Annotated in this window: 9 protein-coding genes and 1 pseudogene; 6 read left to right on the forward strand and 4 right to left on the reverse strand. The window is 44.8% G+C overall.

Annotated elements, in window-relative coordinates; genetic code table 11:
- The first annotated feature begins 1 nt into the window (after position 1).
- On the forward strand, positions 2 to 1,408 hold the full coding sequence (locus R7E78_RS10940; protein WP_064376495.1) for an ArnT family glycosyltransferase: 1,407 nt from the start codon (positions 2 to 4) through the stop codon (positions 1,406 to 1,408).
- A gap of 4 nt (positions 1,409 to 1,412) precedes the next feature.
- Positions 1,413 to 1,829: a GtrA family protein gene (locus tag R7E78_RS10945; RefSeq protein WP_031781328.1), complete on the forward strand. Its 417-nt coding sequence runs from the start codon at positions 1,413 to 1,415 to the stop codon at positions 1,827 to 1,829.
- Positions 1,830 to 1,963: 134 nt separating this feature from the next.
- Here the strand turns inward: R7E78_RS10945 and R7E78_RS10950 are convergent, their stop codons facing one another.
- The 3 genes from R7E78_RS10950 to R7E78_RS10960 all read right to left on the reverse strand — a co-directional run bounded on the left by R7E78_RS10950 (position 1,964) and on the right by R7E78_RS10960 (position 9,006).
- Positions 1,964 to 2,908 (reverse strand): hypothetical protein, encoded by a 945-nt coding sequence (locus R7E78_RS10950; protein WP_064376494.1) that lies wholly within the window; start codon positions 2,906 to 2,908, stop codon positions 1,964 to 1,966.
- Positions 2,909 to 2,911: 3 nt separating this feature from the next.
- Positions 2,912 to 6,409, reverse strand: coding sequence for a T6SS effector BTH_I2691 family protein (locus R7E78_RS10955; protein WP_064376493.1), 3,498 nt, complete (start codon positions 6,407 to 6,409; stop codon positions 2,912 to 2,914).
- Between the two features lie 263 nt (positions 6,410 to 6,672).
- Positions 6,673 to 9,006, reverse strand: a complete 2,334-nt coding sequence (locus R7E78_RS10960; protein WP_318057880.1) for a YgiQ family radical SAM protein — start codon at positions 9,004 to 9,006, stop codon at positions 6,673 to 6,675.
- Positions 9,007 to 9,431: 425 nt separating this feature from the next.
- Here R7E78_RS10960 and R7E78_RS10965 point away from each other — a divergent pair.
- From R7E78_RS10965 to R7E78_RS10975, 3 genes and pseudogenes are all read left to right on the forward strand, one after another.
- Positions 9,432 to 11,888, forward strand: a pseudogene (locus tag R7E78_RS10965) (EAL domain-containing protein).
- Between the two features lie 86 nt (positions 11,889 to 11,974).
- The gene (locus R7E78_RS10970; protein ID WP_064376491.1) at positions 11,975 to 12,685 is read left to right on the forward strand and encodes a hypothetical protein; all 711 of its coding nucleotides are present in this window, start codon (positions 11,975 to 11,977) and stop codon (positions 12,683 to 12,685) included.
- 152 nt (positions 12,686 to 12,837) lie between these two features.
- Complete coding sequence (locus R7E78_RS10975) at positions 12,838 to 13,038, forward strand: DUF4250 domain-containing protein (RefSeq protein WP_005376762.1); 201 nt, start codon at positions 12,838 to 12,840, stop codon at positions 13,036 to 13,038.
- Positions 13,039 to 13,059: 21 nt separating this feature from the next.
- On the opposite strand, the gene metR is transcribed toward R7E78_RS10975, so the two are convergent.
- Complete coding sequence (metR, locus tag R7E78_RS10980) at positions 13,060 to 13,971, reverse strand: HTH-type transcriptional regulator MetR (protein WP_005376763.1); 912 nt, start codon at positions 13,969 to 13,971, stop codon at positions 13,060 to 13,062.
- Positions 13,972 to 14,252: 281 nt separating this feature from the next.
- Here metR and metE point away from each other — a divergent pair, with 281 nt between their 5' ends.
- The gene (gene metE / locus R7E78_RS10985) at positions 14,253 to 16,535 is read left to right on the forward strand and encodes a 5-methyltetrahydropteroyltriglutamate--homocysteine S-methyltransferase (protein WP_262640466.1); all 2,283 of its coding nucleotides are present in this window, start codon (positions 14,253 to 14,255) and stop codon (positions 16,533 to 16,535) included.
- The last annotated feature ends 35 nt before the right edge of the window (positions 16,536 to 16,570 follow it).

The raw sequence follows: 16,570 nt of genomic DNA on the forward strand, positions 1-16,570 counted from the left end.
CATGAGTATTAATAAAACCCATCTGTGGTTGTTGTTGGCGTTTGCTCTTTTACTCCGTCTTATTTCACTTGCCGCTTACCCTTTGATGGACACCACGGAAGCCCGCTACGGCGAAATGGCGCGCTTAATGGTGGAAACCGGCAATTGGCTTACCCCACAGTTTGATTACGGCGTGCCTTTCTGGGGGAAGCCACCCCTGTTCACTTGGATGAGTGCTTACGGCATTGAGCTGTTTGGATTGAATGAATTTGCAGTGCGCGCGCCTCATTGGTTGGCGGGTGTTGCGACGATTGTTTTTGTTGCTTTCATGGCGTATCGCGCTGGCTTTAATGCTGGCATCGCAGCGTTGGTACTGGCGACGTGTGGCATCTTTTCAATTGCGGCGGGTGCGGTGATGACCGACATGGCACTGACGTTGGCCATGACGATGGCGATGGTTGGTTTTTACTATTGCTGGCTTGGCAAAGACAAACACAGCCGATTATGGTGTTACCTCGGTTTCTTTGGCTTGGCTTGCGGGCTGTTAGCAAAAGGTCCAGTGGCGATCGTGATTATGGGTATCGCAGTGTTTCCTTGGCTCGTGATTCAGCATGGTTTCTTCGGTGCCTTCAAAGCCTTGTGGCAGCGTTTTCCAATTGTGTCGGGGTTGGCGCTCATGCTGGCGATTGCTCTACCGTGGTACATCATGGCTGAAATGGCGACGCCTGGATTTATTGATTACTTCATTGTTGGCGAGCACTTTAAGCGTTTTGTTGTCAGCGGTTGGGAAGGGGACCTGTATGGCTCTGCTCATGATCAACCACGTGGGATGATCTGGGTATTCTGGCTACAATCGGCTGCGCCTTGGTCAATCGTATTGCCTATCTTGGCGTGGAAACGTCGTACGGTGCTCAAAGCCATTGAAACCGATCATCAAGGTTTGTTTAGCTTCCTGATGTGTTGGCTGATTTCACCAATGATCTTGTTCACCATGGCTGGGAATATTTTGCCTGCTTACGTACTACCGGGTGTGCCTGCATTGGGGATCTTGATTGCAATGCTGGTGGATAAACACGATTTCAAATGGCTGACCGGAACGGCAGCGGTGTTGCCAGCCCTGCTTATGATTGCGATGTTGGTTTTGAATATGGGCAAAGCAGACAGTCGCAGCGACCGCATCATCTTCGCGCAAATTAATGACAACGCTCCGGTCTTTTATATTGGTAAGCGCCCGTTCTCAGGCCAGTTCTATAGTCATGGTCATGCGAAAAAGCTTGAAGATAAGAATGACTTAAACAATCTGAAGAAATTCCACCTGATTGGTAAATCGCAGCAAGTGGATAGCATGATTCATGAAAATGCGTTGAGTTGTACCAACGAGTTCACAGCAAAATCGAAACGCTCACTCTACACCTGTGTGGTTGGATAACGGAATGCGCAAATTACCAAAATTTACTTCGCTGGAAAGGTTTGCTTCGTTAACAAGGTTTGCTCTAGTAGGTGGTGTCGGCTTTATGGTCGACACCCTTATCTTTTCTGTGTTGTTCCATTGGTTTGGTCTCGAGCTGATGCTGGCTCGTGGGATTGCATTTTTGTTTGCGGCAACCACGACTTGGCTTGGCAATCGCTGTCTGACTTTCTCTCAAGCAGAAAAAACCAACCCTTTCGCTCAATGGCAAAAATTTATGGCGAGTGCCTTTATCAGTGCTTTGCCTAACTTTATTGTGTTCAAAGGCGTAACGCTCGCGCTAGGAACGCAAGGGGTGATGGTCTATTTGGCTTTGATCTTAGGCATATTGGCAGGCATGGTGAGTAACTATTTACTCAGTGCAAAATGGGTGTTTAGTTGAGGATAGAAAGGTTCGGGCTTACTATCCTATCCTCGAGTTAAAAATTCGTTATCTGAACCAATTTTTCTTTTTGTACATCAGAGTAAACCTAAAGCTTTTCATGGGGGGATGTAAAAAGGTAAACAAGCCAAGGTTTATACCTTGGCTGCCGTTAGTTCAGATTTTGATTGTTCGATTTCAGACTCGGTTTGCCACTTGCCGTTATATAGGTACTCTCGCTCTGGGAGCGGGGCATTTGACGCCCTTAAATCAAATACCTCATCGGTTTGATATTCTTTATAACAAACTGGCGTACCAAACAGTCTAGCCTCTGGCTTAGCTTCAAATAGCTTTTTGTGGTCGGCGACTTCTGTACAGTCAAGCTTATATTCCGTGGCTAGCTGATTGACCATCGATTCTAAGTCCGTTTCAGTTTTGAAAAATACGTAGCAATCAGATCTACTATGTGAACGGACAATAGTGTTGTGTTCCATATCGATATATTCACACTTATCGTGCTTAAAGTAGAACTGGATCACTTTGCGCTTTTTGTTGTAGTCGGCAAACAACCAATCTTCACGCTCTCCAATTCTCACTTCTGTTGGTTCATCGGGCTTGCGTTTTAACATACCAAATGAGAATAAAATAAGAGCGCCCGCTCCAGCTAACGCCATCGGGCCAACTACCGCTACCATCAAAACGCAAACTACCGCACCGATCCAGCCAACGGCTTGTGTGGCGGTATTCGCCCACTTAGGCATGTTGCGACGCTTCTTCATCACAAAGCCTTTGTCAGAAAAGATATAGTCATAGCGATAGTCGAGGCCAATCGTAAGATAAAAGATCCCGGCCATCATTACTGACAAGATAAGGCCAAAAAAGGTCACGACAAGCGTATCACTTGAGTGTGTCAAAAATACAATTACAAATAAGAAGCTCATAAATGGCAAAGCCGTTAACTTGTAATGGTAGCGAAATGGCTCTTCTACATCATACTTATGCCATGTTGTTAAATTGTCCCCTTTGAGAATCTCTTGCTCTTGTGCTTCTTGATAAACCGCCAATTCTTCTGGGGTGATATAAAACGGTGAATATGCCAAGGGTTACTCCTGAAAACCTAGTGTGCCAACAGCGGGGGTGAGTGTTTTTTTAATTATGTCTTGTTTGATATTGTCTGAAATAATGCCATAAGTTGCACTCTGTTTTATGCCGTTTTGGAACCAATACTCACGCTTAGCAGGGGCATCATCTTCCACATCGTAAGCTACTTGCATTGCAAGGTAATGATCTGCTTCTTCAATTGGCAAGGTTACTTTGTACACCAGTGATTCTTTGCTCGCTTGATCTTGAGTTTGTAGCGTGACTAAATCTGCGTTTTGATGCCACGAGCCTGACATCAAATCATCTTCTGTTGCCTTGCTGTTAGTTCTCAACGTAATACCATTCGTTGCAGCACGCCTTGGCAGTTGAATATGCACTTCCAAACCGATTAACTCACGATGTGTGTAACCTGGGTAAGCTTGTACTTTTTCAATAGGTTGATGGTATACCGTAGGCTGTTGAATAATAGATTGTAAGTCAAACAGCGCTTGCTGAACCAATGCTGAATTATGCTTCTCTCTTTCGGGTAAGCTCGAAGATTGGCTCCACTGAGTGCGAGTCGGGTGATAACCCCAAGGCAGTTTATCTAACCATTTTTGGAAATCATCTTGTTTCAGTTTATTCAACTTATAATTGATGGCCAGGTATGCAATCGTGAGAATAACCAGGCCGGCCGTTATAGGCCCGCCAAAGGATAAGTTTAATGCAAATTGTCCAGTTAACCCTCCGTATACTTGGAATATACCGACAGCTGACATTGCTGTTAATACTAGGGTATTTGCTACATGCAGATATTTTTCTTGACCATAAACTTTGTCAGCACTCTGCCAAGAACGGTAAGCCTCAATACCCGAAGCTAACGCACCTAAAGCCCCTGTGATTGCTAGCCATTTATTGAATACCTTTAGGTCATCAAGGTTTAAGTTTTTAAAGGTATCTTCGTTTCTATTCACTAACTTTTTTAAGACATTATATGAATGTGACCTTAACCTAGGTTCACCCTTCACTTTCTCCCATAACTTACCTGTACGAACACCTGTCCAAGCGTTGACTGTGTAAAATAACTTTTGCTGGATATCCAAAAATTCATCTGAGGACATTAACCCCGTGTCTTGAATACTGCTCATGGCATCACCAAGCGCGATGCAGTTAAATATTAATGCCAGAAAGCCTAGACCACCGGCATTCTCGAACAGTTTATTCAAATCATTGAGCTTATTCATCACGATCCGCGTTCTAAGCTCGATGGTTCTTTGAGGTAGATCATCAGGTAACTCAATGTACTGCGGGTACTCCAATGTAGCTACAGCGAGAGCCTTCTTAATAGTCTTTTTATTTTTTAAAGCTGTTGTGTATTTAGAGTCAGCTTTGCGGTTATTTTTCTGGAAGTCAGCAATGATTGCATCGTTTTTTTCGAGCTTAATCAGATAATCATTTACGCGTGTTTTCCATTTTTTAAAATCGCGAGCGTAACCTTCTTTTATTGTTACGGGCATGTTGTGTGCCATATGTTCTGCAATAACGGCAAATAAATAATAGCTATGACGGTTCAGAGGTTTAGCGAAAACAGGCATCAGCGAAATTGATACTTGTGAGGTCATGCTAACGCCAAACTCTACAACGCCTTTTGCAAGCGCACCTATTGCAGATTTAAAAATAATATCCAGCTCTTGGAAACCTTTGGCGATATCTTTGAGAAAGGCTGTTTCCGCAGTGTTTGGGTTGGAAACAAAGTCCATGATCTTAGAGTACATATTCACGCGGTTGCTGGTATCAGATATCTGGTCCATCAACTGATTATCAGGATCAGGATTTTCTGAGACGATCGACTGTTCATCAAGCGCCTCTGTAATATTCTTCTCCATCACTTTAAATAAACTACGACTAAACCCAGAGGCATAGAGAGCAAGTAAACTGGTTGGTTTCTCCCATTGGCTTTCAGCCCATTGGCGGTCTTCTTCTTGTATCACCAAAGTAAATGACTCAACCGCTTGCTTGTGTAGTTGATACAAGCTGTACTGCGTGTCTTCGCTGTATAGGTCGAAGGTTCTTTCGAGATGATGCGGCGTTAAGGACTCCATTACTGCGATAAAGTCGCGTTTGACCGAAACCACTTGGGCTAGCATGGTTTCTTTTTGTTCTGACAGCTCTTGCATCTCGCTCAGCATTTGCTTCCAGTTGAGCTGCTGACGCCAGCGTTCAGTCGCTATCCATTGTTCGTATTTACCAAATCGGCTTGCAGAAATTCGATATTTGTCCTGTATTGCTTTGGCAATGTCGCTTTGGGTATGTTGGTGTGATTCAATCGCTCCGGCGGAAAATTTAGCAGGATAGCCTGATTGAACTGAGCTTTTGTTTTGTTCTGCCAAGTCGAGTTGACTAGAGGAGTCATAATATTCTGCCATGTCGGTATAAAACGACAGCTCTTCGCCGTTACGCTTAACGCTAGCTGGCATGTCTATCTCGTCACTTGCCCCGAACATGCACAGTTGCATAGCGGTCTGCATCAAGTTCCACTGGTTTGAAAACTGGTCAGTGAAAAGACGGTAGGGGCTTGCAGCGCCAACAAAATGCAGCGACATATCTTGAATGTCTGCGGCGTAATCTTTTATCGCGACTAAGTAGCCTGATTCTTCTTCTGGAATCGCAGAGGTTAAATCGCTTTCGACTGCGACAGGTTTAAAGACAGAACCATCTTCATCTGCTTTGGTGGCGACGCCAGAATCCGCAAAGCGACCATCATCGACGGCAGAAGATTCAATATCAGCGACTTGGGTTAACTTATCGATTGGTGCAATGTTGTGCTGATTCTCGTTTGAGGACAGAACAATGGTTTGCATGCGATCGATATGATTACTCGGATTGTTAAGTACGCGCATGAACGTGTGCCATGTCCACCGGTGCTCAGAGAAGCAAATCGATAGTACGCTTCCGTTGACGTAAGTAAGGAAGGGCTTTGCATCTTGTGGTGTCCCACGCTGCTCTGATTTTGGGCTTTCTGATTCTCCCAACTTATAGAGCGTGAATTGCGTTCCTTTGATTTCGTATTCGTCTAAGCTTTTGTTGATTGCATCATAGACATACAGCCAACCGTCGCGCAGTTGACGCAGGGTGTAACCAACGGTATTGAGTTTGGCTGGGCCTTGCCCTTTCCATTCTTCAGGCAAACCAAAAGGTTGTGTCTCTTCTGTTTCTAGCTGATCGATGGCATAGCGGACTGGGATAAAGTGCGCAGGTGATGCTTCCGTTGCTTCTTTCTCAGTTTTTAAATTGAGAGGCTCTGGTTCAGACGGCGGTGGCGGATCGATTTTTTTTGTTTCTCCCTCCCAAAACATACTGCGCTCTGGGGGTGAGCCAGCAAGATCATCGGATTCCGTGGTTGGAACGATATTCAGCGATTTCAGTGTACCATCGCTTTCAAATGCCTGAACGGCCTCCTCATAGGTATAGCTGTTGTCATACCAGAACATAGAAGTTTTTGGGGGAAGTGGATTATTCATCGTTAGCCCATGTTTAAGAGTTTTATTCTATTACGCAAATATCGCACCAAAAATAAAGCAGTTAAAAATCAATGAGTTAGATTTTTATGGTTTTGCGTCAATCAAATAATTGTTTGTTTTTCCAATAAGTTGGTTGGTGTTTACCATTTTTTGTATTGATTGAATCAAAGTTTTAGTTGTGAGTGATGCCTCAATGAGCCGACAAAACAAAAGGGCTCCAGAGTTACCTCTGGAGCCCTTTCTAGTATTTAAGTGCTAAAGAGTTAGCGACGCTTTGGTTTACGTTGACCAGCTGGTTTGCTTTGTCCTTGTGGGCGACCTTGGCCTTGCGGCTTGCTACCTGCCGGGCGGTTTGCACCGTTGCCGCTAGGACGTTGGCCGTTGCTTGCAGGGCGTTGACCACCTGTAGCTTTACCCGAACCGTTACGGTTGCCAGATGGTTTACCATCTTTTGAACCGCCTTCAGAACGTTTGTTCAAATGACCACCGAAGCCTGGTTGGTTTTTGGTATGTTTGGTTGCAAAGCGGTTTGCCCCGTGACGACCAGATTTACGACGTTGCGCAGGTGTTTGTGCTTCAATGTCTTCCGCAGGAACGAGACAGCCTTGTTTGTCACCGATCAAATGTTTTTTACCCATACTGACTAGGGCTTCACGGATCATTGGCCAGTTTGCTGGATCGTGATACCGCAACAGCGCTTTATGCAGGCGACGTTGACGTTCACCTTTTGCTACAGGTACATCTTCACGTTTTTTGTACTTCACGCGTTTCAGAGGGTTTGTCTCTGAGTAGTACATCGACGTTGCGTTACACATTGGCGAAGGGTAGAAGTTTTGTACTTGGTCACATTCGAAGTTGTTCTTTTTCAGCCACAGAGCAAGGTTCAGCATGTCTTCGTCTTCTGTGCCTGGGTGCGCAGAGATAAAATAAGGGATTAAGTACTGCTTCTTGCCTGCTTCTGCACTGTATTTCTCGAACATCTCTTTAAAGCGATCGTACGTACCCATACCTGGCTTCATCATTAGATCAAGAGGACCTTTCTCTGTATGTTCCGGTGCAATCTTCAAGTAACCGCCCACGTGGTGAGTCACGAGCTCTTTCACGTATTCTGGTGATTCAATCGCAAGGTCGTAACGTACGCCAGATGCAACCATCACTTTCTTCACGCCTTCAACTTTACGCGCTTCGCGGTATAAATCGATCGTGTGTTTGTGGTCTGTGTTTAGCTTGTTACAGATGCCCGGGAATACACAAGAAGGACGACGACAGTTCGCTTCCGCTTTTGGATCTTTACAGCCCAGGCGGTACATGTTTGCAGTCGGGCCACCAAGATCGGAAATTGTGCCGGTAAAGCCTGGAACTTTGTCGCGAATTTCTTCAATCTCGTTGATGATAGACTCTTTCGAACGGTTTTGAATGATTCGACCTTCATGCTCGGTAATCGAACAGAAAGAACAGCCACCAAAGCAACCACGCATGATGTTTACAGACGTCTTGATCATGTCGTACGCAGGAATTTTTGCTTTCCCGTACATAGGGTGAGGGACACGCGCGTAAGGCAGGCCAAACACAAAGTCCATCTCTTCGGTCGTCAATGGAATTGGAGCTTGGTTTACCCAAAGTTCACGATCACCATGGCTTTGAAGTAACGCTCGACCAGAGTACGGGTTCGTTTCTAAATGCAGTACACGGCTTGCATGCGCATAAAGAATGCGATCGTTTCTTAGCTTTTCAAACGAAGGTAAACGGACCGCAGTCGTCGCAGCATCGTGGCGTGATGGGCGAATTGTGATTGGTTGTGCAACTGGCTCGTCTTTTTTAGTTTCACACTGAGTTTCTACTTCGTATGGGTTCTTTGGTACGAACGCTTCTTTACGAGGTTTTTCAATGCGAGAAGAATCAATAACCGTGTAGCCTTCTGGCGCCGCTGGCAAGTTCACGGCAGTACCACGAATATTGGTCATGGTGCTGATGTCTTCGCCGTTTGCGATGCGATGTGCTACTTCGACAAGTGCGCGCTCTGCGTTACCAAAAAGTAGGATGTTTGCTTTTGCATCAAACAGTACAGAACGGCGAACTTTATCTGACCAGTAATCGTAGTGTGCCACACGGCGTAGGCTGGCTTCGATACCACCTAAAACAATAGGTACTTCTTTGTAAGCCTCACGACAACGTTGAGAGTATACCAAAGTCGCGCGGTCTGGGCGTTTACCACCTTCGTTATTCGGTGTGTACGCGTCATCGTGACGAAGCTTTTTATCCGCGGTGTATCGGTTGATCATGGAGTCCATGTTACCCGCAGTGATCCCGAAGAACAGATTTGGCTTACCAAGTTGCATGAACGCATCTTTATTTTGCCATTCTGGTTGAGCAATGATACCGACACGGAAACCTTGTGCTTCTAGCAGGCGGCCAATGATAGCCATACCAAAGCTTGGGTGATCCACATAAGCGTCACCGGTTACAATGATAATGTCACAGCTATCCCATCCTAGGGCATCCATTTCTTTGCGACTGGTCGGCAAGAAAGGTGCCGTACCAAAACACTCTGCCCAGTATTTTTTGTACTCATGAATAGGAGTGATGTTATTGGTCATATTTTGCTCTCTGTTCCAGGGAGCGCGAATTATAGCGATTTGATTATCAGGTATCTATAACAAACTCATCTATTCCAGCTTAGTTCATCGAGTTTTATTTGGTTTGTAAAAATATCAATGCTCTATCGGCGATTTTCTGTCTAATTTCACCTTGAAAGCCTCATGGTTATAGATCGGTTCATGAAAAATGTCGCAATCTTAATACAAAGTATAAGCAATGGTGTGCTTATATGGGGTAAAGCCTATAATCAAATTGGTGCATATTAAATACAAAAGGCTGAGCTGCTCTGGAAATAGTTCTAAGTCGATAGGCTTATCGTTGACACAATCCATCTATAAAGAGGATCGGCAGGTCCCAACTGGAATGTCGCGAATTGACTGTGAATTTTGAGCCTTGGGCTAATTACAAAAAAAGGGGCTAGGGTATGAGTGAATCTACGACAACAGTGCATCCAAAAATGCAAACGACTTCCAGTCTAACTCCTGTTATAGAGTGGTCTTACGATATTGATACTCGCGAGTTCGAATGTGATCAGCAAGGAATGGCAAAGGCATTTGGGATAAGTACGCCAATAACCAGCCTAAATAACTTGTTTGATCATATGCTGATGGGGCAACAAGAAACGCTAAAACAACGAATTCTAGAAGTGGGACTCTTTGGCGGACGGGGGCGGTTTTCTTGTTGCATGATGCTAAAAAACGTTAACTTAGTGCACGTTACTATTAGTTTTGAAAGGCTCAATAAGCGCATTATCCAAGGCACTATCATTCCACAATTAACAATCACTGGTTGCGAGGAGTTAGCGAAAATTCTCGAAACGATTTTTGATTTGCCAAATGTAGGCGTTTTAGTTGCCGATGAAGATACGCGCATCTTAGGTTGTAACCGTGCCTTTGAGTTACAAATGGGCTATCAAAACCGAGATCTGGTTGGGCTTAAAACTCATATATTCAGTACCTCTCACCATAGCCAAGCGTTTTATGATCAGCTGTGGCAGCAAATTAATGATGAAGGATGTTGGTGTGGTAACTTGCTGAGCAAAACAGCAAACGGTAGCAACCAAGCTCATCATCTTTGTATTTACCGACTTACGTTTCACTCTGGACGAATTCTTTATCTGGGATTTTCTACGGATATTTCTGCTTCGTTGTTGTGGATGAAAAATCGTTGTGAACAACAGCATGATTAGGCTGCCTTTTTACCGACGAGGAAAGAATTTGAACTCCAATTAGCTACCTTAGCGAATGAAAGCAGAAATAAAGAACTCAACATTGTTATGACACTCAGACCCAAGTTTTCGGAGAGATACTTGCTTGAACAGCAATTAGGTTTTGCAGATTTTATTATGCGAAGTCGTTACACCAGTATTGCGGGGCAGTTATCTCGGGACGTGTTTGTCGTATGCTTGCAGACCCCTCATTGTCAATGGTTGAGCCCGGTTCGTTTGATCCAAATTGCCATGAAAGGGTTCTTTAATGAGCTAAGAAATGAAATGGGCACAAAAATGCATGCCACTATCGTTAAAGGCCAAACTGGTGTGTCAATCCTTGGCTATGATACGAACCGACCAAGACAAGCGCTAGCACATGCAGCGCAAGCGATGTTGTCCTCTATTTCCGGTGAAGGCAGCTATTTCAACTTTTACGACAGTGAACTTCACTCTGAATTAGTGAAGCGCCAACATCTCGAGGCGTTTTTGGAGGCGCAAATAGAGAGTGGGCTAGTGGACGTTTACTTTCAACCGATTATCGACGTTCAAACCGGAAGAGTGGTTAAGTTCGAGGCTCTCGCACGCTTCTATGATGAAAATGATGCGTATTGTACGCAAAAGATGATCGCTATTATTGAAGATCTAGAACTCATAGCGGCACTTGATGATGTGGTCTGCCAAGCTGCGTTGAAGCACTTTCCGCGCTTACAAGAAATTTATGGCGAGGAAGTGGGTGTGACCATCAATCGCTCCCTCAATACGAAATTGGATTCTCTTCAGATCCTTCAGCGGTCGCATGATTTGATTAAAGCCAGTGGTGTAGACTCTAAGCGAGTAACTATCGAGCTAACAGAAACCGCGTATTTTGAACAAGATGAGGAGCATACTCGAGCTCTAGAGGAAGTGCGGAAAGAGGGCATTGAGATCGCGATTGATGACTTCGGTACTGGGTATTCTTCTTTTTCTTATCTAGAAAAAGGGCAGTTTGATTTACTGAAAATAGACCGAAAATTCATCAAGAACATTCATAAAGGGAGCACCAGCTATAACATTGTGAAAATGGTCACCGAGCTTGCACAGCAAATGAATGTAAAAGTGGTTGCTGAAGGCGTGGAATCTAAGCAAGAACTTCAAGTATTGGCAGAAATCGGTGTCGATTACATGCAGGGCTTTCTATTTTCTGCTGCCGTGCCTGTCGATTTGATGGATAAAGCGGACAGTTATGAGCATCTGTTCTCTGACATCGCGATTGAGTCTAAGCAAAGTGATGTGTTGCAATCTGTGAGCCATGAACAAGTCAGGTCTATGGACCCTGGAGAACCGCTCTCCTTGGCAGTGGAGTACATGAATTTGAATCCAAGCTCGCCTTTAGTTGTTCTCAATGAAAATCGTTGTGTTGGGTTAATTACGAAAGAGACGGTGAATTTACACCTAACGCCTTCGATGGGAACAGAGCGAGAAACTGAACGAGAAAGCCGAATTTGGAAACGTCCTGTTAATCAGATAATGAGCACCGAATTTGTGTTGGTTGATGAGGATTTACCTGTCTCTGTTATTCGAGAGTTGGTTAAAACCGGCATTCGTTTCCCTTGGGTACTGTGTAATACCAAAGAAGAGTACCGTGGAGTTTTAACGCAGGAAGACGCGTTGAAGTATCTTGCTTCTCTGTGAATAAAATTGTCTTACCGTTTTAGCTCATTTGGGGGCCGACTTTCGGTGGTTTGGCGATAGTTGATTTGATATTATCGCCCCCCAAAATGACTTTTGAGCGTGCATTCAACATGATTCAACAATTGCTGGTTACTTTCCCTCCGATGCTATTTGGCGCACAAGCGCTACTGACTTTGCTTCTAATCAAGGGCGATATTTGTCCTGGTCAGCGAGGACGTCTTCATAAAATGTTGCCAGCAGTAGCTGTATTGTGGCTCGCTGTTGCGTCACTTCGCATTGAAGCATTTATGATCGTGTTTGCTATTTTCTACTTCTATTCTCAGGTTCAAACCAAGAAAACGCGTGAAAAAGGGCCACTATGGGCGATGTATTTAGCGAATGGTTTGGCCTTTGCGTATGTGAGTATTCAAGTATTTGAGCAATCAAGCTGGCCAGCATCGATAGCGATAGCGCTAATGATATTTTTCCTTGGGGCGTCATTTTCTCAATTGCTGCTTACGATAGCTCGCAGCAGATTACAGGCATTTCACCGTATTTTACCAGTTACGGGCATTGTGTCTGGAATGCTATTAGTCATCGCAACGTTGTTTGCTTCTTACCAGTTAAATGAAGCTGCACTGAACGCTGCAACACAGCCAATCTTGCTGTCTTTAGCTATGTTAATTTCTTCAATTATTGTGTGGTGTTGGCATATTTTTACGCATAAGAAACCAGAAAAGGTGCAACTGAGCGTTGCCTTGTTGCTAGCACTCGCGTCGATGACGAGCCTCCAAGGTTTATTCTCTCTCGCGGCTTAACCTCTACTCTAAAGACAAAGCTAGACGGCTTATATCCAAGTGCTTTCTTGATGCTTGGGTATAAGGTGATCACGTTTTAGATCTCACTCACTTTAAATTCGCGTGATTACTACTACGCTTGTTTATATACCTTGTCGAAGAGGAGAGTCGCGATGGATTTAAGCAATGTAGGTAATCTGGACAGCACTATTTTGCTAGGTATCGTCAACGAAAAGCTACGTTTAGAGTGCGACAGTTTTGACGAGTTAGTATCAGTGTATGAGATGGATGTAGAGTCTGTAGTCGGCAAGCTTGATATGCTCGGTTATCAGTACGATCCATTGACTAACCAATTTAAAGCATATCAACGCTAAGCCTTTCATAACCCAAATCTTTTAAGCCACCTTGATTCCGTCAAGGTGGCTTTTACATTGTAGCCTCGCGGTTGCGAAAAAAGCTTGTAAGTAACGCTTTTCTTTCTCTGAGTGACGCGTTGCAGCAAACAAGCGACGCCATAAGCCTTGGCCGAAAGGTTTACTGGTAATAAGACCTTGGCGAGAAAATTCAGAAATCGCCCAATTGGGTAGTGCGGCCACCCCCAATCCAGCAGAGACCATCTGAACTAACATGAGAGTGTTGTCGGCTTGCTTCCATTTCGCAGGTTCTATTCCTGCTGGCTGAAGAAAGTGTTTTACGACGTCTAGCCGTTGTTTTTGAACAGGATAAGAGAGCATGGTTTGATCTGCGAGATCTTGCGGATCAATAATTTCTTTTTCCGCCAATGGGTGGTTGGTTGCGGTAATTAAACGCATTTCAAAGTCGAATAGAGGCTCGTAGTGGACTTCGGATCGAGGTTGGATATCGGAAGTAATAACGAGATCGAGTTCGCCTGCCAATAGAGCTGGGAGTGGTTCAAAGCCAAAACCAGAGGAAAAGTCCAATGTTACGCTAGGCCAAGCAAGTTGGTACTCCCTAAGTGCAGGCATTAGCCATTGGAAGCAAGAGTGACATTCAATGGCCATATGTAATCGGCCATTGACGTCCTCTTTCAAGCTCGCTAAATCATTTTCTGCTCTTGCGAGTTTCGGAAGGATATCTTCTGCAAGACGCAATAGGATTTCTCCCTCAGAAGTGAACTTCACCGGACGAGTCTTTCTCAGGAACAGTTGCCCTCCAATTCGCGCCTCCAAATCTTTGATCTGATGAGACAGTGCCGACTGAGTGAGATGCAAAGCGGTCGCTGTCGCCGTTAGAGAGCCAGTGTCTCGAAGCGAAGTGAGTGTCCGCAAATGTTTTAGCTCTATCATGAATTCCTTTCATCCTTTGTTGCTCGCTATGAACAGAATAGCAATCGTGTAAATAACTTAACGACAAAAAATGGATATGTAAACGTCTAGACGTCTATTTGTTGTTTTTATTTGCGAATCATGTCGCTTCATGATGAATTTTTTTAATAAACAAGTTGAATAAATGGACGTTGTTCTAATATCAGATGAGAGCGATAGTTTAGCCATCCAGACATCTTATTCTTTACCGAAAGATGCTCTGATCCAAACAAATTGAACAAAATTGAGAAAGGAATAGGGACATGGCGACAACGACTCACATACTAGGTTATCCACGCATTGGTGAAAAAAGAGATTTAAAATTCGCTCAGGAGAAATACTGGCGAGGAGAAATTGATCAAGCTGAGCTTAAAAAGGTTGGGGCAGATCTACGCGCCAAAAACTGGCAAACACAAACGGATGCTGGTCTGAGTTTTGCCACCGCTGGCGACTTCGCTTGGTACGATCATGTACTGACGACCACGTTGCTATTGGGTCATGTGCCAAAGCGTCACGCTGATGGTTTCCCTAACCTGGATACGTTGTTCAAAGTGGGTCGCGGTCAATCTCAGGCGGGTTGCAGCTGTGCGGGCGCTGCGGCATCGGATATGACCAAATGGTTCAACACAAACTACCATTACATTGTCCCTGAATTCAGCAAGGACGATACGTTTGAAGTGAGCTGGCCGCAACTGTTTGAAGAAGTCAACGAAGCGCTTCAAGCTGGCCACCAAGTGAAGCCTGTTTTGCTTGGTCCAGTCAGTTACCTTTACTTGGGCAAAGAGGTCGAAGAAGGGTTTGACCGCTTAACCCTGCTACCACGCTTACTTACTGCTTACCAAGCTATTTTGGCAAAGCTAGCAAGTCAAGGTGTTGAGTGGGTTCAGATTGATGAGCCAATTTTGTCACTGGAGCTAGAAAGCAAATGGGCTGATTCGTTTAAGCTAGCCTACCAAGTGATTCGAAGCGATGTAAAAGTGCTGCTAACGACGTACTTTGACTCCGTAAGCGATACGCTAGACAAAATTGTAGAGCTACCGGTGGATGGTTTGCATATCGATTTATCTGCCGCCCCTCAGCAGCTTGACGATGTGGTTGCCAAGTTACCGGAGGGGTGGGTGCTTTCTGCTGGCGTTGTGAATGGTCGTAACGTGTGGCGTTCGGATTTAAGTGCCCAACTCGAGCGTCTACAGCCAGTCAAAGAGAAACTGGGCGACAAACTTTGGGTTGCCAGTTCATGTTCTCTGCTACATAGCCCTGTTGATTTAGCACTGGAAACAGAACTGAGCGAAGAAGTAAAAAGTTGGTTTGCCTTTGCAAAACAAAAAGTGGCAGAAGTCGCCTTGCTTGGCCGAGCGCTCGATGGTGATCAAAATGCGATTCTCGCTTGTGATACCTATAGCCAGCCAATCAAAGCACGTAAAACGGCAACGCATGTGAATAAGCCACAAGTTCAAGCACGTTTAAACAGTATTACTGCATCACTTGCCGAGCGCAGCGCACCTTACGCGGAGCGTGCTGCGCATCAAGCTGAAGTATTGGGCTTGCCTCTGTTGCCAACCACGACAATCGGTTCTTTCCCTCAAACGGGTGAAATTCGTGTTCAGCGCAGTGCTTATCGTACAGGTCAATTATCTGAGTCTGAATATATCCAAGCACTTAAAGGACATATTGCTGACGCAGTAAAACGTCAAGAGGCGCTCGACCTAGATGTGCTAGTTCATGGTGAAGCAGAGCGTAACGACATGGTGGAATACTTCGCTGAGAACTTGGCGGGTTTTCAAACGACCAAATTTGGTTGGGTACAGAGTTATGGTTCTCGCTGTGTGAAACCTGCCATTGTAGTTGCTGACATTGAACGTGAAAAACCGATCACAGTTGAATGGTCGACGTACGCACAATCGCTAACCAGCAAACAGATGAAAGGCATGTTGACTGGACCAGTAACGATTTTATGTTGGACGTTCCCACGTGAAGACATCACACGTCAAGAAATTGCGCAGCAACTTGCTTTGGTACTACGTGATGAGGTGTCTGACCTGCAAGATGCAGGCATCAATATCATTCAAATTGACGAGCCAGCCATTCGAGAAGGTTTACCACTCAAAAAACGCGATCACAAAGCGTACTTAGAATGGGCCGTAAATGCGTTTAAGGTCTCTGCGGCAAGTGCAAAACCAGAAACTCAGATTCACACTCATATGTGTTACAGCGAGTTCAATGAAATCATTGATTCGGTTGCGGCACTCGATGCGGACGTCATTACCATTGAAACATCTCGCTCAAATATGGAGCTGCTGAAAGCATTTGAAGAGTTCAATTACCCGAACGAAATTGGCCCTGGTGTTTATGACATTCACTCACCAAACATTCCTACGGAAGAATGGATTGAAGGTTTAATCAAGAAAGCGGCAGAAAAAATTCCGGCTCAACGTTTGTGGGTAAACCCAGATTGTGGTCTGAAAACACGAAACTGGAAGGAGACAGAAGCCGCATTGGCAAATCTGGTTTCAGCGGCGAAGAAGCTCCGTGCTGAGCTGGCGTAACACATCGTTACAGCAAATAAAAACGGAGACTGTGG

The organism is Vibrio sp. YT-19(2023), from assembly GCF_033337395.1.